We start from the raw sequence: 25,561 nt of genomic DNA on the forward strand, positions 1-25,561 counted from the left end.
GTTTTAGTATAAAATGCCGACTAGAATCGGCATAATTAGATAGCATTAAATTAATAACTGCTGTTTTGCTAACTTTATAGCTGATTTAACTTGCTCAGGTGACACTCCACCTTTGGCCGAACGTTTAACCAAACATGAATTTAATGATAAAATTGAATAAACATCATTTTCAATTACAGGACTATAAGCTTTTAATTCATCTAAAGTTAACTCTTCTAGAGCTTTTTGTTTGGCAATCGCACCAACTACTGCTTCCCCCACAATATGGTGTGCTTCTCTAAATGGAATACCTTTAGCAACTAGGTAATCAGCAAGTTCGGTCGCATTGGCATACCCCTGTTTGGCTGCTTGTTGGCAAGCATCAGTATTAATCTTAATATCCTCAAGAACTAAGGCTGCCATAGCTAAGCATTCATGCCAAGTATCCAATGCATCAAATAAGTGTTCTTTATCTTCTTGTAAATCTTTATTATAAGCAAGAGGTAAGCCTTTAAAGGTGACAAGTGCGCCAGTTAATGCACCAACCACTCGCCCTACTTTTCCACGAATAAGTTCTAAAGCATCGGGATTCTTCTTTTGAGGCATTAATGATGATCCAGAAGTAACACGATCGGAAAGCTCAACAAAATTAGCTTCACCGCTATTAAAAATAATTAAATCTTCGGCAAATCGTGATAAATGGGTCATGCTGATTGCCGCATTATTTAAGAGCTCAAGTACATGGTCTCGATCGGAAACCGCATCTAAACTATTATTAGTAGCTGAAGCAAAACCAAGCCAAGTGGCTAACTGTTCACGATCCATCAGGTATGCCGTACCAGCTAGAGCACCACTACCTAACGGGCTGACATCTAAACGTTTTAATGTGTCTTGTAAACGATTGGTATCACGCGTTAACATCTCATAATAGGCAAGGCACCAATGCGCAAAGGTAATTGGTTGTGCTCGTTGTAAATGGGTATATCCCGGCATAACCGCATCTTGGTGTTGCTCTGCTGTAATAACCAGTGATTGACGTAACTGATGAATAGTATCAATCAACAGCTTAATTTCTTCTTTACACCATAATTTAAGATCGGTAGTCGATTGATCATTACGGCTGCGGCCAGTATGTAATTTTTTACCTAAATCTCCCACTTTTTCAATCAGTTTTTGCTCAACCCAACTATGAATATCTTCCGCATCACTTTGTAAAATTTGCTGTGGATTTTGTTGAACTAGATTGAGTAATTCATTCAAAGCTTGTTCTAATTTTCGTTGTTCATCGTGAGATAAAACATTAACGGTAACTAGTGCCTTAGACCAAGCAATAGAACCAATAATATCTTGTTTTGCCAGCCGATAATCAAAGCGTAATGAATCATTAAAATGTTTGAACCGCTGATCTGCTGCTTGACTAAAACGCCCACCCCATAATGCCATAATTACCTCAAATATTATTTAACTAATCTTCAATGATTTATTTGTATCATTTTTTTTAAATTTATCATATAGCCATACCCAATAGCTATTTATAATACTAAAAAATATATACAGGCTCATCACCTGTATATATTGGTACTTCTTTAGTCTTTCTATGACTATTAGAAATTATTTTTTCTTCTTGGTTGTTGTCTTGGTTTTAGCAACTGTTTTTTTGGCTGATGTTGTTACTTTTTTGCTGGATTTTTTTTGCTTTTCTTCGTTCAATGCGCGGATCCGTGATGACAACGAAAATAGACGAATAAATCCACCAGCATGACTATGGTCGTAAACTTCATCTTCACCAAAAGTAGCAAACTCTTCACTATATAAACTATTTGGTGATTTTTTCTGTACCGCTGTCGCATTACCTTTGTAGAGTTTAACCACTACTTCACCGGTCATGTCTTCTGCTAATACGTCAGCCGCGGCTTGTAAAGAACGACGATAAGGTGCAAACCAACGTCCATCATAAACAACATAAGCCATTTCTAAACCAAGTTGTTCTCGCCATTTAAAACTATCTCGATCTAAAATTAATTGTTCTAAACCACGTAATGCTGTCATTATAATAGTGCCACCAGGAGTTTCATAACAACCTCGTGATTTGATACCTACAAGACGGTTTTCAATGATATCAACTCGACCAACACCATGTTTAGCACCAATTTTGTTTAAGGTAGCAACACAGTTATAAGGTGATAATTTTTTGCCATTAACTGAAACAACTTCCCCTTTTTCGATACCAATAGTTACGAGTTCTGGTTTATTAGGGGCATCTTCTGGCGCAACAGTCCAAGCCCAACAATCAGCATTAGCTTGGTTCCAAGTACTTTCTAGCACACCACCTTCGGTAGAAATATGCCATGCATTTTCATCGCGACTATAAATTTTTTCTACAGTTGCAGTAGTTGGAATTTTGCGAACTTTTAAGTAATCAATTAAGGCTTCACGTGAACGTAAATTCCATTCACGCCAAGGCGCAATAACTTTGAGTTGAGGTGCTAACGCTGTGTAGGTGGTTTCAAAACGAACTTGGTCATTACCTTTACCAGTTGCACCATGGCATAGTGTATCAGCACCAACTTCTAAAGCATATTCAACTTGAGCTTTAGCTATAATTGGCCGTGCCATCGAAGTACCTAGGTAATATGTTCCTTCATACAAAGCACCAGTTTTTAATACAGGGTATACATAATCTTTAACAAACTCTTCACGTAAATCTACAACTTTGCAAGCTACAGCTCCGGACGCTTTAGCTTTTTTCTCAACATCTTTTAATTCTTTAGGATCTTGCCCTACATTTGCCACTAATGCATAGACTTCACAACCACCATAATTTTCTTTTAACCATGGAATGATTGCTGATGTATCCAAACCGCCTGAATAAGCTAAAACTACTTTTTTGGTTCCACTCTTTTTCATGTTATACCCTTTTTTAATTTACTTACGATAAATAAATATGTTACCGATTTTTTTCAACTAAATTAACTGGTTTAATATACTTATGGAATTACATTTAAGCAATAATTCTTGTGCCAGTTATTCCCGATTTTCCGTCAAATAATTCAAGTAGCTTATCATCTTCTTTCCAACTAGCGATATCTATTGAACGGCCTAAAGCTTTTGCTGCTTCAAAGGCTGATTTAACTTTAACAATCATGCCATCAGTAATTACCCCTTCGGCTATGAGTTGATCTGCTTGTGATTCAGTCAAAGATTCTATTAGTTGTTTGTTGGCATCTAATACACCAACAACATCTGATAATAAGATTAAATCTGCATTTAAAGTTTTTGCTAAAGCGACCGCAGCATGATCAGCATTAACATTCATCATTTGCCCTTCTTGACTAATACCAATTGAACTAATAATCGGTAAATAACCTGAGTTAAGTAATAAGTTGATTAATGTTGGATCGCCAGCTTTAGCCTCACCGACATAACCTAATTCTTCTGAAATTTGTTTAACTTCTACACTATCACCATCCGCTAAACAAAGCCCAACGCCGGCAATACCTTGTTTTTTAGCTTCTGATAATAATTTAGTATTAGAACTGCCAGCTAAGCTACCTACTATCACATCTATTTGATCTGCTGGGGTAACTCGCAAACCATTACGCCGAACCACCGGTAATGACAATCTATCCATCAATGAATCAACTATGCTGCCTCCACCATGAACAATAACTAAATGGCGCTGATGATTTTTTTTGTATTCATTAATAACAACAAATAGCTTAGTTAAAGCATCTTTATTATCGAGTAAAACACCGCCAAGCTTAATAATTAATGGTTTCATTTTTAATTCCTATCAATTAATTTGAATTTATTCCAACTAAATTCTTTAATACATCATTTTTTAGTTAATTCAGATTTGAATCGTTAAACTATGTTTTACAGTAATGCTGTAGTTTCATCATAACCAAAGCGAATATTCATGCATTGTATTGCTTGTGCAGCAGCACCTTTAAGCAAATTATCTTCAACCGAAATTAGAATTAAATTACGATCTTTAAGTACGAAGCCAATATCACAATAAGGTAAACCTATGACCGATTTTAATGCAGGCCAATCTTTTTCATAAACTCGGACTAACGGTTTATCTTGGTAATATTTATTTAGTGCAGCACTAATATCATTAGCGGAAACACCCTCTTTCACTCGACAAGTAATCGTTGCATGAATGCCTTGTTTGAAACAACCTAAATGAGGATTAAAAATAACTTCTTGCCCTAAATGATTGGCAATTTCTGGTTGATGTCGATGAGTAAATAAACCATAAGCATGTACACTAACTTCACAAAAAAGATTATTAAACGAAGCTTTGCGCCCGGCACCACTTACACCACTTATAGCATTAATAACCGGACATTGAGTTATATCTAATAAATCTTCAGCTATTAATGGTTTCAATGGTAATTGTGATGCCGTTGGATAACACCCAGGCACAGCAACAAGCTGAGCTTGTTTTATTTGCTCATAATTCCATTCAGCTAAACCATAAACGGCTTTATCTAACCATTGCTGATGTTGATGTGTAAAACCATAATATTGAGTATAAAACGAAGAGGAATTAACACGAAATGCGCCTGATAAATCGAAAACAGTACAGCCATGCTCTAAAAAATAAGGAGCAATATTATGACTGACAGCATGTTCGGTGGCTAAAAATACAATATCTATATTTTTAATTATCTCTGAATAATCATCGGTAGCAATAAGCGGTAAATCAACGACACCTTTTAATTGTGGGTGTAAATCATAGTTAGAAATTAGTTTACCAGCATCTTTACTATTTGCCGATACCGTTAAAGCAATGAGTTCTATTTGTGGATGTTTTTGCAAGTAATAAGCTAATTTAGCTCCTGCATAACCACTCGCTCCAATAACAATAGCATTTAGCATAACTATTCCTATATATTCTCATATATCTATATTCACATATGATAGGTTATTTATTAAATTAACTCAACCATAAAATGAATTTTTATTCACTTTTTTTGAATTTATTTTCAATAAATATTATTGGTGGGAAATTAAGTACACTCATTAAAAAGCTTTTTTAATAAATAATCACAACAAAAAATTTTCTATATATAGTGAATCCTGCTGTTCACATTTAGCAGGATTCATTTATTAAGTTTATTTTAAATGTTTTGCTGATTTTAGTATGGCTATAAGGAGTTCCCAATAGCGATAAACACTTTGGATATTTACTTTTTCATCTGGTGAATGTGGCGAAACAATAGTCGGCCCTATTGAAATCATATCCATATTTGGATAAGCCTTTTTAAATAATCCACATTCAAGTCCAGCATGGATCACCATAATTTTGGGATACTCAGAAAATATTTCATAATATTTTTCTTTAGATAGTTGCAATAAATTAGAATCTAAATTAGGTTCCCAACCAGAATAACCACCACTTATTTCGTAATTAGCATTAGCTAATTGACTATGTGAAATCAGTGTAGACACAACAGCATCTTTAGCACTATCGATCTGTGAACGAATTAAGAAAATAGCACTAATTTGATTATCTTTAATATCTAGAATACCTAAATTAAGCGAGGTTTCAACCACTCCAGCTAGTTGACCGCTCATGCGCACAACGCCATTAGGAGCAGTATGTAGCCAATTAATTATTCTATTTTGATTTTCAGTTGTTAACACACGTTTAACTTTATCGGCTTCTACTTCCGATAAGGTAATTTCGATATTAGGTTCTACATGCCCTAATTCATTACTTAAAACATTTTTATACTGATTAATGATAGATTTTAGTTTAGGTAGATCATCTTTGCTTAAAGCTATTTCAGCAAAGGCTTCTCTCGGGATGGCATTACGTAAAGAACCACCATTAATATCGGCAAGTCTAAATGGAATATCTTGAGCATATTCTGCTAAAAAACGCGCCATTAGTTTGATGGCATTACCTCGACCAAGATGAATGTCACAACCAGAATGCCCACCTTTTAAACCTTTAAGGGAAACTTTTAAATAACAATCAAATTTTTCTGGCATCACTGCGTAAGTAACCGGGAATGTTGCCGTAAAATCGACTCCACCGGCGCAACCTGTAAAAATTTCCCCTTCATCTTCAGAATCAGTATTAATTAAATATTGGCTGGTTAACCAGTTGGGTTGTAATCCAAAAGCTCCAAACATACCAGTTTCTTCAGATACAGTAACTAAAACTTCAATGGGACCATGCTCTACAGCAGGATCAACTAATACAGCGAGTGCGGAAGCTAAACCAACGCCATTATCTGCCCCTAAAGTTGTACCTTTAGCCTTTACCCATTCACCATCAACATAGGCTTGAATAGGATCAGTAAGAAAATCATGTTCAGTGCCTTCATTTTTCTGTGGCACCATATCCATATGAGCTTGTAGAGCAATAGATGGGCAGTTTTCCATCTCTTTTGTGGCAGGTTTAGTTAATAAAATATTACCAGTTTTATCAATCTTATAATCAATACTATGTGAATTTGCAAAGTCGACAATATATTTAGTTATCATTTGTTCATGATGTGATGGACGGGGAATTTTACAAATATCGTTAAAGATTTGCCAAACAAAATTTGGTTTCAATGTTGAAAGCATAATACAACCTCAATATTAAGTGCGGAATAAATTAATGGGTAGTTTTTTTTGTCTAATCACTCTATAATAAGGTGCAATTTTACATCTATTTTTAGTCTATTAATATTAATTTATTTTATTAGCCCATTCGATTAAAGTTGCAGGTCACACATGTCAATAAAACAAACATTATCAGATCAAGAAATTCAAGCCCAAAAACAACACAAAGCAGAGCTTATTGCTGAAAAGAAAAAATTTACTGTTACATGGGAAATGTTGCAAGCCTATGGGCGCCAACTTTCAGAACGCTTATTACCAGCTAATCAATGGAAAGGAATTATTGCTGTTAGCCGCGGTGGACTCGTTCCTGCTGCTATTTTAGCTCGTGAGTTAAGTATACGTTATGTCGATACAGTATGTATTTCAAGTTATGATCATGATCATCAACGTGAAAAATTGATCTTAAAACAAGCTAATGGTGATGGTGAAGGATTTATTGTGGTTGACGATTTAGTTGATACTGGTGGTACTGCTCACACTATTCGTGAAATGTATCCAAAAGCTCACTTTGTAACAATTTTTGCCAAACCTGCAGGTAAAGCTCTTGTCGATGATTATATCATTGACATAGCACAAGATACATGGATAGAGCAACCATGGGATACTGGAGTGATGTTTGTAAAACCAATTAGCGATCACAAATAATAAGGAAGTTATAGTTGTTATGACATCAATTCAGAATCTATCTGAACAGATATTTAAACCTCAGTTTGATTATCCTGAGACTTCAACACTCATTAAACGTATCGATAATAGTGATGGTCTCAGTATTAGTCCTATGGATGGGGAAAGTAATTCTCATTGGTATCGAATTGTTAATCCAATTTTATGGTATTGGCGTGGATTACCGAAACTAGAAATTGAAGAAGTATTGTCTAAAATTGCTGTTTCAACAAAAAAACCTGTTAATAACCAGTGGTTAGATTCGATAGCTGGTTATCAACCAGGAAATTGGATTTATGAGTTTTTGAATCAGGCAGCTACATGGCAAGCCAAAGCTGATGCAATTGATAAAACTAATCTTACTGATATCAATAAAGCCAATTTATGTAACTATTATTTAATTGCTAGTGAATATTGTAGCATTGCCAGTTATCCTCATTTTAAAAATGATGAACTTGCTATGTATGCACAAACTTGTGCTTATCAAGCATATAATAAAGCGCTAAGTTATTCTCCATATACGATCAAAGAACTTGAATTTAAAGTTCAAAATCAAACCGTAAAATCAATATTACATTTACCTAAAACCGAAGCCACCTGCCCTGTAGTATTGATGTGTAACGGTTTGAGTAATTTACAAATTGATTTTTATCGTTATTTTAATGAGTTTTTAGCTCCCAAAGGGATAGCGATGTTAACCATCGATTTACCTTCTGTTGGTCATAGCCGTGGTCTTGATTTGACACAAAATAGTAGTCAAATTCATCAAGCTGTATTAGAACAACTATCATCAATTCCATGGATTGACGATAGTCGGGTAATTTTAGCAGGCTTCCGATTTGGTTCACATATTGCTACTCGCTTAGCTCATTTAATGCCCAATAAAATAAAAGGATTATTTAACTTTACTCCATTAATTCATCAAATATTTGTTGATAAGGAACTGCAACAACACCTTCCTAATGTTTATAAAGATATGTTAGCGAGTCGTTTAGGATTACCAACTATCTCTAATCAACAATTAGCCGCAGAATTGAATTATTTCTCATTAAAAAAACAAGGTATTTTAACCCATGTTTGCCTTGTACCAGTCATGAATATAATTTTTGAAGATGATAAGTTAAGTAATAATTTAGAAGCTAAATTGATTCAATCAGCTAAGCAAAATAAAATAATTACTGTACCAAAAACTCCATTACAAAAAAGTTTACATGATGCTTTAGAACAATCAGCCAATTGGATGCAATCTATTTTGTAATAGTCTAATTTATAAGGGGATTGCTATGACTAATAACAAACAACAAATTGTTGTTGTTAAATTAGGTACCAGTGTGTTAACTGGTGGCACTAAACAATTAGATCGTGCCCGTATAGTTGAACTTATTCGGCAATGTGCTTATTTGCATCAAAATGGGCATAAAATTGTTATTGTCACTTCCGGCGCTATAGCTGCTGGTCGTGAATATCTTAATTTTCCAAATCTACCTAATACGGTTGCTTCTAAACAATTACTTGCATCAGTTGGGCAAAGCAAATTAATTCAACTTTGGGAGCAATTATTTTCTATATATAAAATCTACATAGGACAAATGTTATTAACTCGGGCCGATTTAGAAGATCGGGAGCGATTCTTAAATGCTCAAGATGCACTTAAGGCTATGTTAGATAATAATATTATACCAATAATTAATGAAAATGATGCGGTAGCAACTGCCGAAATAAAAGTTGGTGATAACGATAATTTATCAGCCCTTGCTGCTATTTTAGCGGAAGCAAATAAACTAATATTATTAACTGATTTAGATGGATTATATACAGCGGATCCGCGAACTGACAGTACTGCTAAATTGATTAATGAAGTTGAGCATATTGATGATAATTTGCGTAGTATTGCGGGGGATAGTGTTTCGGGACTTGGTACTGGAGGTATGAGTACTAAGCTACAAGCTGCAGAAGTAGCAGGTAGTGCCGGTATCGAAGTAATTATAGCTGCAGGTAATAAAGCCAATGTGATTATTGATATTGTCGATAATCAGCCTATTGGTACTCGATTTTTAGCACCAAAAACCCCTTTAGAGCACCGTAAACATTGGTTATTTGGAGCCCCAAAAGCTGGTAAAGTGTATTTAGATGATGGCGCAGTTGATGCTATTTTAAATAATGGTAGCTCATTGTTACCTAAAGGCATCATCAAGGTGGAACAAAACTTTTCTCGTGGTGAAGTCATTGATATTTGTAATAAAACAGGTAAAAAGATAGCTCGTGGTGTTAGCCGCTATAATAGTGATGCATTAAAACAAATTGCCGGGCATCATTCACAGGAGATCAGTCAAATTATTGGTTACGAATATGGTTCAGTGGCAGTGCATCGTAACGATATGATTGTTAATTAATTATAATAAGGAATTAAAATTGAGTATTGAAATAAGTAGCTATTCAGAAAAGTGGGAAAAAGAAGATAGTGAATTGTTTTTTTATCAACGCCGTTATTTAAAAATACTTATTACATCTTTAATCTTGCTCTTAGTGATTTACTTTTTTACAGCATTAGCTAATGGATTACCATTATTATATGGGACAGCAATTATTTTGATGATCATTTTTTTATTATTACGTTGGTCTGAAAAATACATTGTTTTGGGAAAGACCTATATCACCATAAGTAATAATGGGTTTAGTTTAGCCAAACTAATACTTTTTACTCTTTTTTTCATTGTTTATATTATTATTTATAGCAATCAAAAAAATAAAATGACATGTATTTTATTAAAAAATATTGTAGATATTATTGAAGAAAAACCGGATATATTAATTATTAAACATAAAGTTAATAATGAAACTAAAGATTTTTATGTAGATTTAAATCTAATGTTACCAGCAGATAAAAATTTATTGTTAGAAAAAATGCAACTTATTAAATAAACTTGCAAAATATAGCACAGGTGGCAACTATGTTAGAACAAATGGGTAAAGCAGCAAAGCTTGCATCGTATCAGTTGGCACAGTGTTCTACTGCCACAAAAAATCATGTATTAACAGTTATCGCCGATTTATTAGAAAAGCATAGTACTATTATCCTTAAAGCTAATGAACAAGATATGTTAGAAGCTAAGTCTCAAGGTTTAAGTGCTGCTATTTTAGATCGGTTGTTATTAACAAAAGAACGTTTAATTGCTATTGCTAATGATGTGCGTAAAGTTATTTCATTAACCGATCCTATTGGTGAAATTATTGATGGTTCTACTTTAGAAAATGGACTAAAGTTACAACGTAACAGAGTTCCTTTAGGTGTAATCGGTGTTATTTATGAAGCTCGCCCAAATGTTACCATTGATATTGCTACACTTTGTTTAAAAACAGGTAATGCAGCTATTTTAAGAGGCGGTAAAGAAACAATTCATACTAATACTGCTACTATCTCTATTATCCAACAGGCTTTAGATAAAGTAGGTTTACCTAAAACAGCTATTCAATCTATTGATAATCCGGATCGTAAATATATTCATGAGTTACTTAAACTCGATAAGTATGTTGATATGATTATTCCTCGAGGTGGTTCGGCATTACACAAATTGTGTCGAGAATATTCAACCATTCCAGTAATCACTGGTGGCATTGGTGTTTGTCATATTTTTATGGATGAAAGTATGGATTTTGATAGTGCGTTACCTATTATCATTAATGCTAAAACTCAACGTCCTAGTACCTGTAATACGGTGGAAACCTTATTAGTACATACTAAAATTGCTAACGAATTTTTACCAAAATTAAGTCAAATAATGGCTGATAATGGAGTAGTTCTACATGCCGATCAAGAATCATTTGCAATTTTAGAATCAGGTGTGGCTAATGTTTTCCCCATAGAAGATACTGAACTTCGCCAAGAATGGCTTTCTAAAGATTTAAATATCGTAATTGTAAACTCGTTAGAATTGGCTGTAGACCATATCCGCGAATATGGTAGTGGCCATTCAGAAGCTATTTTAACTCGCAGTCTTGCTAATGCTGAAAAATTCGTTAATTTAGTCGATTCTGCCGCAGTTTATGTTAATGCATCAACTCGCTTTACTGATGGTGGTCAGTTTGGATTGGGAGCAGAAGTTGCGGTAAGTACACAAAAACTCCATGCCCGAGGACCAATGGGACTGGAAGCGTTAACCACTTATAAATGGATTGGTTTTGGTGATGATCTAGTTCGGCAATAGCCATTTTAGAAATAGCTGTGTGAGTTATACACAGCTGTATTTAATTAAAAAAATTTAGTTGAAATTACGCATAAGTAAAGCATAATTTAAATCGATCTCTTCTGGGATTGGAATATATATGATATGCCCATCTCCTAATCCTGCAGGTACAGGCTGACCTTTTTTATTTTCCATTCGCTCAATTATAAAAGTAGTATTCCCCTTTGGGGTCATCATTTCCACACTATCACCAACAGAAAACTTATTTTTAACAATAATTTCAGCAAGTCCATTTAAACGTTCACCACTAAACTCACCCACAAATTGTTGGCGATCTGATACTGAATGACTATGCACATAATTTTGCATCTCATCATGCTTATGGCGACGTAAAAAACCTTCGGTATAACCCCGATGGGCTAATGATTCAAGTTCATTTAGTAGTTTTGGATCAAAAGGTTTACCTTCGCTTGCGGCATCAATAGCTTGGCGGTAAACTTGTGCCGTTCTAGCACAATAATAAAAGGATTTGGTACGTCCTTCTATTTTTAATGAATGTACTCCGATTTTAGTTAAGTCCTCAACTAATTCTACAGCCCTTAAATCTTTAGAATTCATAATATAAGTACCATGCTCATCTTCAAAGGCTTGCATATATTCGCCAGGACGACCAGATTCCTCTAACATAAATAACTTGTTAGTAGGTTGACCTTCACTTAAAGTAGATTCTATTTGTTGTACTGGGATTGGTTCACTTTTATGCACTATTTGCCCTACTTCATCTTCTTTACCTTCGGAAACCTTATATTCCCATCGGCAAGCATTGGTACATGTTCCTTGGTTCGAATCGCGCTTATTAATATAACCCGAAAGTAGACACCGGCCGGAATATGCCATACACAGCGCTCCATGTATAAAGACTTCTAACTCCATATGTGGTACTTTTTCGCGAATTTCAGCAATTTCATCCAATGATAATTCACGGGATAAGACCACGCGAGTTAAACCAATTTTATGCCAGAATTCAACCGTTGCCCAATTGACAGCATTAGATTGCACTGACAAATGGATTTCCATTTCAGGAAAATTTTCCCGAACCAACATAATCAAACCAGGATCTGACATGATGAATGCATCAGGTTGCATATTAACAATAGGTTCTAAATCGCGAATAAATGTTTTCAATTTAGAATTATGAGGAGCAATGTTCACTACAACATAGAATTTTTTGCCTTGCGCATGGGCTTCATTAATACCAATAGCTAAGTTTTCATGATTGAATTCGTTATTACGCACACGTAAACTATAACGCGGTTGTCCTGCATATACGGCATCGGCACCATAAGCAAAAGCATAGCGCATATTCTTAAGAGAACCAGCAGGAGAAAGTAATTCTGGTTTTGCATACAAAATTGTCATTAAAAATGCCTCTGATTTCAAGTCAGTATTACCTTTTAGGTAATAGATTAAGCAAAATAGGATGGGCATTTTACGCTTTAGGACCACCATTGGCAAATTTATTAAGTGAATGGTATGCAGTTTAATTACTTAATTTTATTTTCTATGAAAATAAGTTAAGCGTTAAGCGCATTATTGAATAATTGACTGGCAATATTGTGATTAATCTCACATAACATCATAACAATGCCCAATATTATTTAATATATTCCCTCTTTTTTTAGGCAAAATCACATAACACAAACAAGAAACACAAGAATAAAATTAATAATCCTAGAAATCTAATATTAGATAAAAAAAAGGGGAATATTAATGACTGAAATAATTAGTTGGTATGGAGCTTTAATTGGGCTATTTTTAGCTATTTTTTTAATTTTAAAAGGTATCAATCCAGTTTATTCACTATTTTTTGGAGCAATAATTGGTGCTTTTATCGGTGGAGCAAATTTGATCCAAACAGTATCAATTTTGACTAGTGGAACACAAAGTATTATGGGAACCGTAATTCGAGTGTTAGCTGCGGGGATTTTAGCTGGTGTAATGATGGAGTCAGGAGCAGCCGAAACTATTGCTCAAGCTGTTGTCAAAAAATTAGGTGAAAAAAAAGCGTTATTAGCGTTAGCTTTAGCCACCGGACTTATTACAGCTTCAGGAGTATTTATTCCTGTCGCAGTGTTAATTGTTGCTCCTATCGCTTTATCTGTAGGCAATAAAATGGGTATATCACGATTGGCATTATTATTAGCATTGTCTGGTGGGGGAAAAGCAGGCAATATTATCTCGCCTAATCCCAATACGATTGCGGCTGCTAATGGATTTGATTTAAGCCTAAGTGATGTAATGATCGCTGGTTTTATACCTGCAATTTTTGGTTTAATAGCAACAGTAGTTATAGCTTCATTAATTAAAAATAAAGGTGATAAAGTCACTACCGATGAAGTTTTAGCTCTGAAGAAAAATGATGAAGAGCAAAATAATAATCCATCCTTAGGTAAATCAATTGTTGCTCCTGTTACTGCAATTATTTTATTAATGATAAATCCTATAGGTAATATTTTTCATATTGAAGTATTAGCGAACCTAAAAATTGATGCATTATATGTTTTACCAGTCGCTGGTATGATTGGTATGTTAGCTATGGGCCAACATCGCAAAATTGCTATGTATACTAAATCTGGCATTGATAAAATGACACCAACTGTATTAATCTTAGTCGGTGCTGGAGCTATAGCGGGTTTAATTGGTGCATCTAATCTAGCCAACCAAGTAATTTCTATCATTGAATCAATAGGTATATCTGGTTACTATTTATCACCTATTTCAGGTATTTTAATGGCTGCAGCCACTGCATCTACTTCAACGGGTGTAATTTTGGCAACTGGCACATTTGGTTCAACAATTATAGATATGGGGATACCAGCTATTAGTGCAGCAGTCATGATGCATACTGGGGCAACAGTAATTGATTCATTGCCACAAGGAAACTACTTCCACGTCACTGGTAATAGTATGAATATGTCAATCAAACAACGTATGAGGTTAATTCCATATGAAGCCCTTGTTGGTGGCACAATGACACTTGTCGCTACTATTATTTATGACTTTTTCATTTAAATCAGGAAATAATTTTATGAAACAAAAAACTTTTGTACTTGCTCCCGATTCTTTTAAAGAAAGTATGACAGCCAAAGAAGTTTGTAAAGCAATTGAATCAGGTATAAAAAAAATATTCACTGATGCTAATTTTATTCATGTGCCGATGGCTGATGGCGGTGAAGGAACAACTCAATCGTTGGTAGATGCAACAAATGGAACACTTCATTCTTGTCAGGTTACGGGACCATTAGGCGATACCGTTACTGCTCATTATGGAATTTTAGGCGATAATACAACTGCAGTGATAGAAATGGCTTCTGCCAGTGGAATTCAGCTGGTAGCTAAAGAAAATCGTAATCCTTTAATCACAACGACTTATGGCACTGGTGAATTAATTCTTGCTTGTCTTAAACATGGAATAAAAAAAATCATTCTTGGTATCGGTGGTAGTGCTACCAATGATGGTGGTGCAGGTATGGCTCAAGCACTTGGTGTTAAATTTTATGATAAAGATAATAATCTATTAGGTAAAGGTGGTGGAGAATTAGGTAAATTGGCAAAAATTGATATAACTAATATTAATCCTTTACTTAAGAGCGTAGAATTTATCGTTGCCAGTGATGTAACTAATCCTTTATGTGGAGAGAAAGGTGCTTCAAGCGTATTTGGTCCACAAAAAGGAGCTACGCCTGAAATGGTTGAACAACTTGATAATAATCTTAAACATTATGCATCAGTTATTAAAGCACAGTTAGGAAAAGATGTGGCTTCTATTCCTGGAGCCGGAGCTGCTGGTGGTTTAGGGGCAGGTTTAATGGCATTTACTAATAGTACTATGGAAAAAGGTATCAATATTGTTACTCATTACAGTGGATTATATGAAAAATTAAAAGGAGCGGATTTTTGTTTCACTGGAGAAGGTGGAATTGATTTTCAAACAAAATTTGGAAAAACACCGTTTGGTGTTGCGCAAATTGCTAAAAGCCAAAATATTCCAGTTATAGTTCTTGCGGGAACATTAGGAAAAAATATTGAAGAGCTTTATCCTGAAGGTATAGATGCCATTTTTGGCATTATTCCCAGTGCTGAGAAAATTGAAGATTTATTAATTAATGGCTTTAGAAATATTGAGCGTACCAGTGAAAATATAGCGCGTTTAATTAAAATAGCTCAAAATTAACTATTTGTTTATAAACAATAAAAAGGGAGATAAAAGTGATTGCCAATTTACTCCCTTTTTCATAAATAACAATGTTATTACCCGACTATAAAGAAAAATAAAATATATAGTTTATTTTAATGTATTTCTTCATTTTATTAATATAACAGAGGTTATATGTATATGGAGTTTGACAATATCACTCCTCAATTAGCTCAATACATAGTCGCAAGGACAATGAAAATTATCGACTGCAATGTTAATGTAATGAACAGTCGCGGGGAAATTATAGGTAGCGGAGATCTAGAACGTATTGGCGAATTACACGAAGGTGCAATGTTAGCTATTTCGCAAAAAAGAGTAGTTACAATTGATAATCCTACAGCTAAAAAATTAAAAGGTGTTAAACCGGGTGTTAATTTTCCTCTTAAACTAAATGAAAAAATTGTCGGTGTGATTGGTGTTACTGGTGACCCTCAAAAAATCATTCAGTTCGCTAAATTGGTTTGCATGTCGGCTGAAATGATGATGGAACAAGCACAATTACTAAAGCAATTATCCCAAGATAATCGTTTAAAAGAAGAATTTATTTTATCCATTATTCAATCAGATAATAAAGTAGCAAATTTATCTGAATGGAGCAGAAAACTAAATATAGACTTATCCTTACCTAGAGTGGCAGTGACAATTGAAATAGACAACGGTCAGCTTGGTATACAGACGGCAATGAGTCAACTTCAAAATCTACAAAATGAATTACAAATCATAACAAAAAGCAAGCTAGTAGCAATAAAATCATTAACTGAAATTGTCATGTTAATTCCTGCACTAAATAAATTTAACCGTTGGGATTTAATGGAGCATAAAGATAATTTAGAAAAACTAGTTACACATATTAAAAACTCAAGCCAATTTGCAGTAAAAATATCATTAGGTAACTATTTTTATCAAGGGATAGATAGAATTGCAAGATCTTATCAAACCGCTAAAACCGTAATGGCTGTGGGGAAACAACGAATGCCTCAGTGTCGAAATTATTATTACCAAGAATTAATTCTTCCGGTATTATTAGAGAGTTTAAATAGAGATTGGCAAGCTGATGAATTATTATCGCCATTAAAAAAATTAAAATTATCTGATCATAGTGGTATTTTACGAAAAACATTATTAACTTGGTTTAATCATAATTTACACAATAACAATACTGCAAATTCTCTATTTATACATCGAAATACTTTAGAATATCGTTTAAATAGAATTTCTAAATTAGCTGGATTAAATCTATCAAATTTTGATGATCGTGTATTACTATACATTGCTTTGCAGTTGGATAAATAAATCCTAGTCTATTTAACCAATCATTACTTTTAACAAATCTAATACTGAAAAATTTAAACGACTAATTAAGTAACCCTAAAAAATATCTTTTTATAGATTAAAAAGAAATTAATAGTTACAAAAAATTAAAGCGATTTCAAAATAAAAGTATTACTCTTTATTATTAATTAATGATAGATACTCTTGCCATCGATATTCTCTAATTGGCATTGGTTTAGTATCTTTAAAATATAAAACTAATGCTGATTTAATACCATTCCATTTATCCACAAATTCATATCTAACTAGCAAACCATCTTTGATTAACTTTTTTGCTTTGGCATGATAATTAAAATAGCTCATATTTAGTTTAATTGTGTAGGTCTTGATGAGAGATTTGAATTGATGATAATTTGTACCATGTTTAATATCAGTAATCAAGTTATCATCAACTTAATGGTAGTACTAAAATTTACTTGATTTAATTACTATTAAGCATATGTACCGAACCATCACCCCACGTTCCAATATAAAATTGATTATTATGTAACGCTAATGCAACTGCACCGGATAATGACGTCGCAATAGTTTCAACTTTATTGGTTTTGATATTTATTTTACGTACCATATCAGCCCCATTATCTATTACTGCAACAGTATCAGGAGATGTAGTAACAATACCAACGCCTGGGCGAACAAAATCTTTACCGATTTCAATTTGTTGTCCATTTGGTTTAATCAAAGTTAAACGACCACTATATTGTGAGACCACTAAACTATTATCAGGAAGTTGTGTCACACCTACAGGTGTTGATAATCCCTTGGCGATTATCTGTTTATTACCATTGTTTAAATCAAGACTAACAATCTCACCTGTAGAGCGATTAGTAATCAATAAGTGTCCATCATTAGAAAAGGCAATGCCTGTTGGTGTATGGTAACCTTCTGAAATTTTTTGGGCTTTACCATTTGTTTCTATTTTTAAAATATAGTCATCACCATATGAAGAAACATAAATATTATCCTTATTATCAATCACAATTCCTGCTGGTGATGAAATATTGCTATAAATAGTTTCCTTCTGGTTATTGTTCTTAATTTTAGTGATCGAATTTCCTGACCAATTGGTCACATACATGGCACCTGAACTATCAAAGGCAATACCCGTTGGTGCACTAAACGATGAACTAACAGTTTTCATCTCTGCCATACTCCCCTTTCCATATAAAGCAAAAATAAATAATGTAATTACGTATAAACAATATTTTTTCATAATACTTTTTCTCCACAACAAGTTATAAATCCTATTAACTGTTAAAAATCAAAATAAATTAACTGACACATGAGTGATATGGCTTTTTTGGTTTAAATTAAGCAAACAACAAAATTATTGTTGTATTCAGCAATAACACTAAGCTTAAATATCAAATTATAGAAATATCTATTTTGTGATATGAAATAAATATCAGAAGGTAAGGAAAGGAATTAAGAAATTTTTTCTATATAATCAATATATTATTTATTAAAAACAATAGCTATTTTTCTAAAGTAAAACATTTACCCTTAAAATAATCAATTATAGCCTCACTCAAAGGAGTTTTATGCAAATCACGACGCCAAATAAGATAGATGTCGATTTTGAGTTTTTCACTTTGTTTATTAATTAATGGTTTATACACAACACCATCTAATTTTGCTTGTACCATAGATTGTGGTAGAAGCATCATAGCTTTGCCTAATGATACTTCAAGTAACATAGATAAATTATCAGGAAGTTCTGGCCGACGAGCTACAGGGCGGTTAAGAGTTTTAAAAACTTGTTCACATTGTTCATAAAAACTCGGGTTTGAATGTTGTTTAAACCAAAAAAGAGGTAGATCTAACATCTCATTGAGATCAATTTGATTGCATTTACTACTACGATGACTATCAGGTAACACCAGCATCATAGGCTCTCGATAAATCAACAAGGAATTTTCATGTTCATTTCGTGACTGATAATCAGATACAAAGGCAAAATCAATATGCCTTTTTTGCAATTCAAATTGCAACTCTTTCGATGTGTAATTATGCTTATAGATCTCAATCACATCTGCAAACTCTGTAAAAAATTCTTTAAAATAATCAATAAAGTCAAAACTTAATGTTTTTGTCGTCCCTAAAGTTATCTTATTACCATTATTTGATTTGATTGATTTAGTAACTGAGCATAGTTCTTTTAATATTTGAGTAACCTTTGATTTAAACTCTTCACCTTCTTTAGTTAAAACAACTTGGTGGGAATTTCTCAAAAAAAGACTCACTTCTAGTTTTTCTTCTAATTCCTTGATTTGAATTGAAAGTGGCGGTTGGCTAACATTTAACTTATTAGCTGCTCCCCTAAAACTATGTTCCTCACAAACAGCAATAAAATATTGTAATTGCTTAATACTTGGTAACTTTTTACTGTAAATGTCCATAAATTCTCAGTTTTATATTTAAATCACTATTTTTATATTTATTAGATCTATTTTGTTATTAAATAAATAACTTAAGTAATATTAGTAAATATTTAGATTGAATCAATAGAAATTATTATATTTTATCAAAATATATTCTGAAACAATAAACCGATAAAATAATAGAACTATAATTTAAGAAACCATTTTAATTTTCCAATTTCTAATTTTTATTGACTTATTAATAGGTTATATTTATCATTAGAATAATAATTTTATAAATTAAAAGAATACAATATTCTTATGGAAGACAATAGAATTTATTACCTTGACCACATCAGAGTTATTGCAATTTTTTTTGTTGTTTTTACTCACTGTCATGAAAATATCCCTCTAGATAATTTATTAGTAAAAAGTTTTTTTTACTCGGTCGATCGAATGGCTGTTCCTCTTTTTTTCATGATTTCTGGAGGGTTACTATTATCAAGAGACTATACGAATAGTATTGGAAAATTTTACAGCCTGAAAACTTTTCGTTTTGTTATAACAATAATATTATTTGCTGTTTTAACTAATATCATCAGTGAATTCATAACGACAGATCATTCATTTGCATCAATAATAAAAACTTCTGTTAAATATCATAATGGCATATATCCAACAAATTATGGCTCTGCTATTCATTTATGGTTTATGTATCCAATTATATTATTATATTTAGTTACACCATTTGTTAGTAATTTAGTAAGAAACACATCAACAAAAGGTATTGTATTCTTAATTCTGATTGGATTTCTATTAAATCAAGGAAATTTTTTTATTAAATCATTATTTCCTGAAATGTTTATCTTTAACTTAATGGGTAACGATTTTACAGGACCGTATCTAAGTTATTTTTTATTTGGATATATAGCAATTAATCGATTAAATCGTAATTATGGAAATCAATATCTACTTTTTTTATTAATAAGCATAACAATCATAGTTGAGATTTATTTAGATAAATATCAAAACAACTTTATTGAAGAAAACCATTGGTATTCAACATCATTATATATAGCTATCTCTAGTTGTTTATTTTTCCTTTTTCTTAAAAATATTAGTTTATTGAATAAAAAAAGACCATTTATAATAATATTGAGTAATTGTGTTTTTGGTGTATATCTAATTCATGTGTGTTGGATTTATATAATAATGGGTATATTAACTAAATTTAAATTATTAGAAGTACAAAACTACATGCTTTTATTCATTTATTTTATTTTTACACTACCAGCAAGCTTTATTTCAATTTATTTTCTTAAAAAAGTGAAATTTTTAAAATACATTTTTTAATATAATACGTTTACTACATTTGATGAAATTTTTATCGACTATAATAAGGTCATCATATTATTTTATATAATTCTTAAAAGTTATTTTTTGAAATTTTCCAATTGGTCAATTTATTACTAGATGCAAATGATAAAACACTTATAATAGTGAATTAAAAAAACAACTAGTATCTATATATAGTTGATTATAATAATTTGAATGATGCATCAAATATTATAAACCGAAGATCGGTAGTGTTTAGTTGATATATAAAATATGTTATAATAATCTCTTATACATGGAATATTTTTTTAATGGATTTAAACATGGGAATTCGATATTGGATCTATAAAAAAACGGGCTTAAAACTACGTAAAAATTTAGGTTATAGCATTCAAAAAACGCCTTCTTCATCAAGTATAAATGACGTTCCTCCTGCGACAATTATTGTTGATAATCATTTAGACAATGATCATCAATCCGCATATATTTCTCCAAAATCAATGGTTTGTCCACAGGTGGTTATTGATAATGATTGCACAGTTGATGACCATTCATACATTATTAGTGGATTAGTTAAGAATACAAAAATTGGTAAATATTGTTCAATTGCAACAAATGTCACTATCGGCGCGGATAGACATCCCACCGACTGGCTTTCAACACATCCTTTTCAATATAATGATACTGATAATTTTAAACCTTTAAAAATCACGACTATCGGTAATGATGTCTGGATAGGAGCTAATGTAGTTATTATCACTGGAGTAAGTATCGGAGATGGAGCAATTATTGGTGCTTCATCTGTTGTAACTAGAGATATCCCTCCGTATGCTATAGTTGCAGGTATTCCAGCAAAAATTATACGCTATAGATTTAATGAGAATATCATAAATAAGTTGTTGAAGTTAAAATGGTGGGATTCGGAATACCATTTCCATCATAAAAATGAGATTGATTTTAGTAATATTGAAAAAGCAGTTGAACAAATTGAAATGTTAAAAAATAAAGATAAAGTGGTGTGATTACCGCTTTATTCGGATTTTGAAAAAAACACTTACATTAATTAATTCTAATGGGCTTTAGCATTCAAGTAATTAATTAACTTCCTCACATTATAATTAATCGTTGCTTGTATATTATTTTTTATAATATTTATCCATATTTTATGTGATATAGTTTTTTTACCCTTCTATACCATCCTATGAGTAGTTAATAAAAGTTATCCTCTATTCTGTTGTTATTTACCCATATGGTTTGTAGTAAAAAAACATCTAACTAGCTACATTCAGATATGAAATATATGTTTTTTGTTCAATCATTAATGATGTTTATGTTTATTATTATCACATAACGGTTTATTAAAAATGATGATGCTATAGGTATGTCTGATTAATAACAAAAATATGACTAATCAGCTTCATTATTTGTATCGTCTATGTGAATGGAGGCGCGTCCCGGAGTCGAACCGAGGTAGGCGGATTTGCAATCCGCAGCATGGCCACTCTGCCAACGCGCCGTAGTGGACTATGTGAATAGGTTGCAAATAGTAGCATTGGCTTGTTTAGACGTCAAGGTTAAATAGACTATAATTACAGCAATCATTTAGTTTTTATATAAATAATTTTTAATCGATCCATATAAAAGGTAAAATATTAGCAATACTCTAAATGAATTAGAAAATCACCTTAAATTAAACAGTTCAAAAACCTTTATTGAAGTTGAGTAACTTTAATTATAAATTCTATATAAAACTACAAAAATTAACTAACTGATATTAATTCTAATAAAGCTTGAACTGGATGTTTTAGTGTAAGTTTGTCAAATCGTTTTACTTGACTGCGACAGGAATACCCAGTAGTTAAACAACGTTCATTAGGATATTTAGCTAAAGCTTTTTGCCATGAGAATTGGAAAAGTTGTTTTGAGGCTTGGAGATTTTTAACTTCATGCCCATATGTTCCCGCCATACCACAACAACCAACACTGATGGAGTGTAGTTCCGCACCAAATTGTTTAAAAATTTGTTGCCATTGTTGATTACTTGCAGGTAATTGCGTGCTTTCACTGCAATGCCCTAGTAAATACCATTTTTCAACATTAGTTTGTTTTACTTGAAAAGTATTAACGACCTTATCGGCAACATTATTCAACCACTCATGAGAAAGTAAAACCTGAAAATTACCTAACTTTTCCTGTAATATTAGTTTATATTCATCGCGATAACACAACACTAAAGCCGGATCAACACCAACCATGGGAATACCTAATTGCGCAATTTGTGCTAAAACATCAGAAGAAGTTTGTGCTGTTTTAGAAAACTGTTTTAAAAATCCTTTTATATGTTGAGGCTTACCATTAGGAACAAATGGTAACAAGACAGGTTTGAAACCTAATTTTTCTGCCAAACAAATAAAATCAAATACCACATTGGCATCGTAATAACTGGTAAACGGATCTTGTACTACTAATATATAATTTGCCTTTTCTACATTTGATAATTGTTGTAGTTGTTTAAGTTTTATGTTAGCTGTGCTATGCCCTACTAATTGCTTTTTAAGTGTTGGCGTTGAAAGTAATGGCAAATTAGTCATACCAACAATTTTATTAGTCAGATATTCAGTTATAGACATTTTCATAAAAAAATTAAAAAACCGTGGAACTTTAGCCATTAGCGGTAGATAAGATTCAATATTCCCTACCAAATAATCACGTACTGGTCGCAAATAACGAGTATGATAAAGTTGTAAAAACCGAGCTTTAAAATCAGGAACGTCAATTTTAATTGGACATTGAGTTGCACACGCTTTACAGGATAAACAATGATCCATCGATTGTTTTACTTCGTGGGAGAAATCATATTTTCCACGCTTAGCTTGCCAAGAGTTATAAATCTTTTTCACAAAACCAACTAATGTACTGTGTTTTTTGGGATTGAGAGTATTAAGTTCTGATGAAGTCATTCCTGATTGGCTCATTAAACGAAGCCATTCTCGTACTAATGCGGCACGTCCTTTTGGAGAATAAACACGATTTCTGGATAATTTCATCGAAGGACACATTGGGCTATTTACATCAAAATTAAAACACAAACCATTACCATTGCATTCACTAGCACCATGAAAAACCGTTTTTATACTAACCGGAATTTGCCGATCATAAAAACCGCGAGTCGTTGAATCAACAGATAACATTGGTTCTTCAACATTTAATGAATTACAAATTTTCCCTGGATTTAAACGATTTTTAGGATCAAATGCTGTTTTAATTATTCTAAGCCCACGATACAAGTCTTCACCAAAAAAAGCCGTGCTATATTCACTACGAAAACCTTTTCCATGTTCGCCCCATAATAATCCACCATATTTAGCAGTTAATGCTACCACTTGATCAGAGATCTGTTTCATCAATTTTTCTTGTTCAGGATCACACATATCTAAAGCAGGACGAACATGAAGAACACCGGAATCAACGTGTCCAAACATACCATAAGTTAAATGATGACTATCCAGTAAAGCCCGAAATTCAGTAATATAAGCAGATAAATGTTGCGGTGGTACACAAGTGTCTTCAACAAAAGGAATTGGTTTACGAACTCCTTTAGCATTACCTAATAAACCAACCGCTTTTTTACGCATAGCATAGATTTTTTCTATTTCGGCAAGTTCAACGCAGGTTTGATAACCAATTATACCAAGTGTATGATTCACCATAAGATTATCGAGTTGATGACAAAGCTTATCCATTTTACCTTTTGTTAGTTCATAGTCATCACCAGCAAACTCAACTATATTAATACCTTGCATATCGTAACCCGCAACATCAGTGATCAAATTTTTAATCGATTGCCAAATAATATCTTCTTTAGCCAACCCTAATACTTTCGAATCAACAGTTTCAACGGATAAAGCATCTGCCTGTACTAAAAATGGTGCATTGTTTAATGCTGATTGAAAAGAATCATATTTGATATTGATAAGTAAACGATACTTAGGTAATGAAATAATATTCAATTTAGCTTCGGTTACAAAAGCTAATGATCCTTCACTCCCGGTAATAATCCGAGTCAAATCAAACTCAGTTAAATTATCATTAAAAACATGTTTAAGATCATAACCAGTTAAAAAACGATTTAGTTTTGGAAATTTATCTAATATTAACTGCCGATGCTCTTTACAATAATCATATACAGTGTGGTAAATCGGTGAGGAAATAACTAATTGTTGTACTTCTTGCTCTGTTTTTTTCCCTGTTTCTAGTATGTCTCCATTTATTAAAACAGCCTTTACCCCTAAAACATGATTAGAAGTCTTACCATATACCATTGATCCTTGCCCTGAAGCATCGGTATTAATCATTCCACCAATAGTTGCCCGGTTACTAGTTGATAATTCCGGCGCAAAAAAATAGTCATGTGGTTTTAAGTATTGATTGAGCTGATCTTTAACCACACCAGCTTCGACTTTAACCCAACCTTCCGTTAAATTTATCTCTAATATTTTATTCATATGGCGGGACATATCTACAATAATTCCGTCATTAAGTGATTGCCCATTAGTTCCAGTACCACCACCTCTTGGCGTAAATTTTATCGTTTGAAATTCATGTTTCTGAGCCACCAGAGTGATCAATCTAACATCATCAGTAGAACGAGGGAATAAGATAGCTTGCGGTAAAAGCTGATAAATACTATTGTCGGTTGCCATTGTTAACCGAGAAGCATAACTACTATCTATGTCACCAGTAAAACCAGATTCTTTCAGTATTTTCAGATAATTTAATGTAACCTCATTGATTTGAGGTGATATTGAAAGTTTAGGGATCAT

At 32.7% G+C, this 25,561-nt stretch carries 19 protein-coding genes, 1 tRNA gene and 1 pseudogene; 10 read left to right on the forward strand and 11 right to left on the reverse strand.

Annotated features, from left to right (window positions below):
• Nucleotides 1-45: 45 nt before the first annotated feature.
• The 5 genes and pseudogenes from argH to A9G12_RS02760 form a co-directional block, all read right to left on the reverse strand.
• A complete protein-coding gene (argH, locus tag A9G12_RS02740; RefSeq protein ID WP_065564342.1) occupies nt 46-1,422 on the reverse strand; it encodes an argininosuccinate lyase in 1,377 nt (458 codons plus the stop codon).
• 246 nt (nt 1,423-1,668) lie between these two features.
• Nucleotides 1,669-2,886 (reverse strand): annotated as a pseudogene (locus tag A9G12_RS02745) (argininosuccinate synthase); the annotation flags it as partial.
• Between the two features lie 94 nt (nt 2,887-2,980).
• On the reverse strand, nt 2,981-3,760 hold the full coding sequence (argB, locus tag A9G12_RS02750) for an acetylglutamate kinase (RefSeq protein ID WP_065564343.1): 780 nt from the start codon (nt 3,758-3,760) through the stop codon (nt 2,981-2,983).
• Nucleotides 3,761-3,855: 95 nt separating this feature from the next.
• A complete protein-coding gene (gene argC, locus A9G12_RS02755; protein WP_065564344.1) occupies nt 3,856-4,866 on the reverse strand; it encodes an N-acetyl-gamma-glutamyl-phosphate reductase in 1,011 nt (336 codons plus the stop codon).
• A 237-nt stretch (nt 4,867-5,103) separates the two neighbouring features.
• Complete coding sequence (locus A9G12_RS02760) at nt 5,104-6,567, reverse strand: aminoacyl-histidine dipeptidase (protein WP_065564345.1); 1,464 nt, start codon at nt 6,565-6,567, stop codon at nt 5,104-5,106.
• A 150-nt stretch (nt 6,568-6,717) separates the two neighbouring features.
• Here A9G12_RS02760 and gpt point away from each other — a divergent pair, with 150 nt between their 5' ends.
• From gpt to proA, 5 genes are read left to right on the forward strand one after another with little or no spacing between them, the layout of a single operon-like run.
• On the forward strand, nt 6,718-7,251 hold the full coding sequence (gene gpt, locus A9G12_RS02765) for a xanthine phosphoribosyltransferase (protein ID WP_081299632.1): 534 nt from the start codon (nt 6,718-6,720) through the stop codon (nt 7,249-7,251).
• A 19-nt stretch (nt 7,252-7,270) separates the two neighbouring features.
• On the forward strand, nt 7,271-8,527 hold the full coding sequence (locus A9G12_RS02770) for an alpha/beta hydrolase (RefSeq protein WP_065564346.1): 1,257 nt from the start codon (nt 7,271-7,273) through the stop codon (nt 8,525-8,527).
• Between the two features lie 25 nt (nt 8,528-8,552).
• Nucleotides 8,553-9,662 carry a glutamate 5-kinase gene (proB, locus tag A9G12_RS02775; RefSeq protein WP_065564347.1) on the forward strand — a complete coding sequence of 370 codons (1,110 nt, stop codon included), beginning with the start codon at nt 8,553-8,555 and terminating at the stop codon, nt 9,660-9,662.
• Nucleotides 9,663-9,681: 19 nt separating this feature from the next.
• Complete coding sequence (locus tag A9G12_RS02780; RefSeq protein ID WP_065564348.1) at nt 9,682-10,191, forward strand: hypothetical protein; 510 nt, start codon at nt 9,682-9,684, stop codon at nt 10,189-10,191.
• A 29-nt stretch (nt 10,192-10,220) separates the two neighbouring features.
• On the forward strand, nt 10,221-11,474 hold the full coding sequence (gene proA / locus A9G12_RS02785) for a glutamate-5-semialdehyde dehydrogenase (RefSeq protein WP_065564349.1): 1,254 nt from the start codon (nt 10,221-10,223) through the stop codon (nt 11,472-11,474).
• Between the two features lie 54 nt (nt 11,475-11,528).
• Here the strand turns inward: proA and trhP are convergent, their stop codons facing one another.
• Entirely contained in the window at nt 11,529-12,872 is a 1,344-nt protein-coding gene (gene trhP / locus A9G12_RS02790) for a prephenate-dependent tRNA uridine(34) hydroxylase TrhP (RefSeq protein WP_065564350.1), read from the reverse strand.
• A gap of 351 nt (nt 12,873-13,223) precedes the next feature.
• Between trhP and A9G12_RS02795 the strand changes: the two genes are divergently transcribed.
• The 3 genes from A9G12_RS02795 to A9G12_RS02805 all read left to right on the forward strand — a co-directional run bounded on the left by A9G12_RS02795 (nt 13,224) and on the right by A9G12_RS02805 (nt 17,004).
• Nucleotides 13,224-14,525 (forward strand): GntP family permease, encoded by a 1,302-nt coding sequence (locus A9G12_RS02795; RefSeq protein WP_065564351.1) that lies wholly within the window; start codon nt 13,224-13,226, stop codon nt 14,523-14,525.
• 16 nt (nt 14,526-14,541) lie between these two features.
• A complete protein-coding gene (locus tag A9G12_RS02800; protein WP_065564719.1) occupies nt 14,542-15,687 on the forward strand; it encodes a glycerate kinase family protein in 1,146 nt (381 codons plus the stop codon).
• Nucleotides 15,688-15,849: 162 nt separating this feature from the next.
• Nucleotides 15,850-17,004, forward strand: a complete 1,155-nt coding sequence (locus A9G12_RS02805) for a sugar diacid recognition domain-containing protein (RefSeq protein ID WP_065564352.1) — start codon at nt 15,850-15,852, stop codon at nt 17,002-17,004.
• 150 nt (nt 17,005-17,154) lie between these two features.
• On the opposite strand, the gene A9G12_RS02810 is transcribed toward A9G12_RS02805, so the two are convergent.
• The 3 genes from A9G12_RS02810 to A9G12_RS02820 form a co-directional block, all read right to left on the reverse strand.
• Nucleotides 17,155-17,346, reverse strand: coding sequence for a thermostable hemolysin delta-VPH (locus A9G12_RS02810; protein ID WP_065564720.1), 192 nt, complete (start codon nt 17,344-17,346; stop codon nt 17,155-17,157).
• Between the two features lie 118 nt (nt 17,347-17,464).
• The gene (locus tag A9G12_RS02815; RefSeq protein ID WP_065564353.1) at nt 17,465-18,193 is read right to left on the reverse strand and encodes a Vgb family protein; all 729 of its coding nucleotides are present in this window, start codon (nt 18,191-18,193) and stop codon (nt 17,465-17,467) included.
• Nucleotides 18,194-18,518: 325 nt separating this feature from the next.
• The gene (locus A9G12_RS02820) at nt 18,519-19,442 is read right to left on the reverse strand and encodes a LysR family transcriptional regulator (protein ID WP_065564354.1); all 924 of its coding nucleotides are present in this window, start codon (nt 19,440-19,442) and stop codon (nt 18,519-18,521) included.
• 282 nt (nt 19,443-19,724) lie between these two features.
• Here A9G12_RS02820 and A9G12_RS02825 point away from each other — a divergent pair, with 282 nt between their 5' ends.
• Nucleotides 19,725-20,756: an acyltransferase gene (locus tag A9G12_RS02825; RefSeq protein WP_065564355.1), complete on the forward strand. Its 1,032-nt coding sequence runs from the start codon at nt 19,725-19,727 to the stop codon at nt 20,754-20,756.
• A gap of 305 nt (nt 20,757-21,061) precedes the next feature.
• A complete protein-coding gene (locus A9G12_RS02830; protein WP_255306436.1) occupies nt 21,062-21,760 on the forward strand; it encodes a CatB-related O-acetyltransferase in 699 nt (232 codons plus the stop codon).
• A 420-nt stretch (nt 21,761-22,180) separates the two neighbouring features.
• Here the strand turns inward: A9G12_RS02830 and A9G12_RS02835 are convergent.
• Nucleotides 22,181-22,254: transfer RNA gene (locus tag A9G12_RS02835), tRNA-Cys, on the reverse strand.
• 244 nt (nt 22,255-22,498) lie between these two features.
• Nucleotides 22,499-25,561 carry a D-2-hydroxyglutarate dehydrogenase YdiJ gene (gene ydiJ, locus A9G12_RS02840; protein WP_065564356.1) on the reverse strand — a complete coding sequence of 1,021 codons (3,063 nt, stop codon included), beginning with the start codon at nt 25,559-25,561 and terminating at the stop codon, nt 22,499-22,501.

The sequence above is a fragment of the Gilliamella sp. wkB112 genome (assembly GCF_001690685.1).
Classification (GTDB): Bacteria; Pseudomonadota; Gammaproteobacteria; order Enterobacterales; family Orbaceae; genus Gilliamella; species Gilliamella apicola_J.

Coding starts and splice junctions, on each gene's coding strand:
- A9G12_RS02760 (WP_065564345.1), bottom strand. CDS start 6,567: ATGCTTTCAACATTGAAACCAAATTTTGTTTGGCAAATCTTTAACGAT.
- A9G12_RS02800 (WP_065564719.1), top strand. CDS start 14,542: ATGAAACAAAAAACTTTTGTACTTGCTCCCGATTCTTTTAAAGAAAGT.
- A9G12_RS02825 (WP_065564355.1), top strand. CDS start 19,725: ATGGAAGACAATAGAATTTATTACCTTGACCACATCAGAGTTATTGCA.
- gpt (WP_081299632.1), top strand. CDS start 6,718: ATGTCAATAAAACAAACATTATCAGATCAAGAAATTCAAGCCCAAAAA.
- A9G12_RS02810 (WP_065564720.1), bottom strand. CDS start 17,346: ATGAGCTATTTTAATTATCATGCCAAAGCAAAAAAGTTAATCAAAGAT.
- A9G12_RS02805 (WP_065564352.1), top strand. CDS start 15,850: ATGGAGTTTGACAATATCACTCCTCAATTAGCTCAATACATAGTCGCA.
- argB (WP_065564343.1), bottom strand. CDS start 3,760: ATGAAACCATTAATTATTAAGCTTGGCGGTGTTTTACTCGATAATAAA.
- trhP (WP_065564350.1), bottom strand. CDS start 12,872: ATGACAATTTTGTATGCAAAACCAGAATTACTTTCTCCTGCTGGTTCT.
- argC (WP_065564344.1), bottom strand. CDS start 4,866: ATGCTAAATGCTATTGTTATTGGAGCGAGTGGTTATGCAGGAGCTAAA.
- A9G12_RS02770 (WP_065564346.1), top strand. CDS start 7,271: ATGACATCAATTCAGAATCTATCTGAACAGATATTTAAACCTCAGTTT.
- A9G12_RS02815 (WP_065564353.1), bottom strand. CDS start 18,193: ATGGCAGAGATGAAAACTGTTAGTTCATCGTTTAGTGCACCAACGGGT.
- ydiJ (WP_065564356.1), bottom strand. CDS start 25,561: ATGATCCCTAAACTTTCAATATCACCTCAAATCAATGAGGTTACATTA.
- proB (WP_065564347.1), top strand. CDS start 8,553: ATGACTAATAACAAACAACAAATTGTTGTTGTTAAATTAGGTACCAGT.
- argH (WP_065564342.1), bottom strand. CDS start 1,422: ATGGCATTATGGGGTGGGCGTTTTAGTCAAGCAGCAGATCAGCGGTTC.
- proA (WP_065564349.1), top strand. CDS start 10,221: ATGTTAGAACAAATGGGTAAAGCAGCAAAGCTTGCATCGTATCAGTTG.
- A9G12_RS02820 (WP_065564354.1), bottom strand. CDS start 19,442: ATGGACATTTACAGTAAAAAGTTACCAAGTATTAAGCAATTACAATAT.
- A9G12_RS02795 (WP_065564351.1), top strand. CDS start 13,224: ATGACTGAAATAATTAGTTGGTATGGAGCTTTAATTGGGCTATTTTTA.
- A9G12_RS02830 (WP_255306436.1), top strand. CDS start 21,062: ATGGGAATTCGATATTGGATCTATAAAAAAACGGGCTTAAAACTACGT.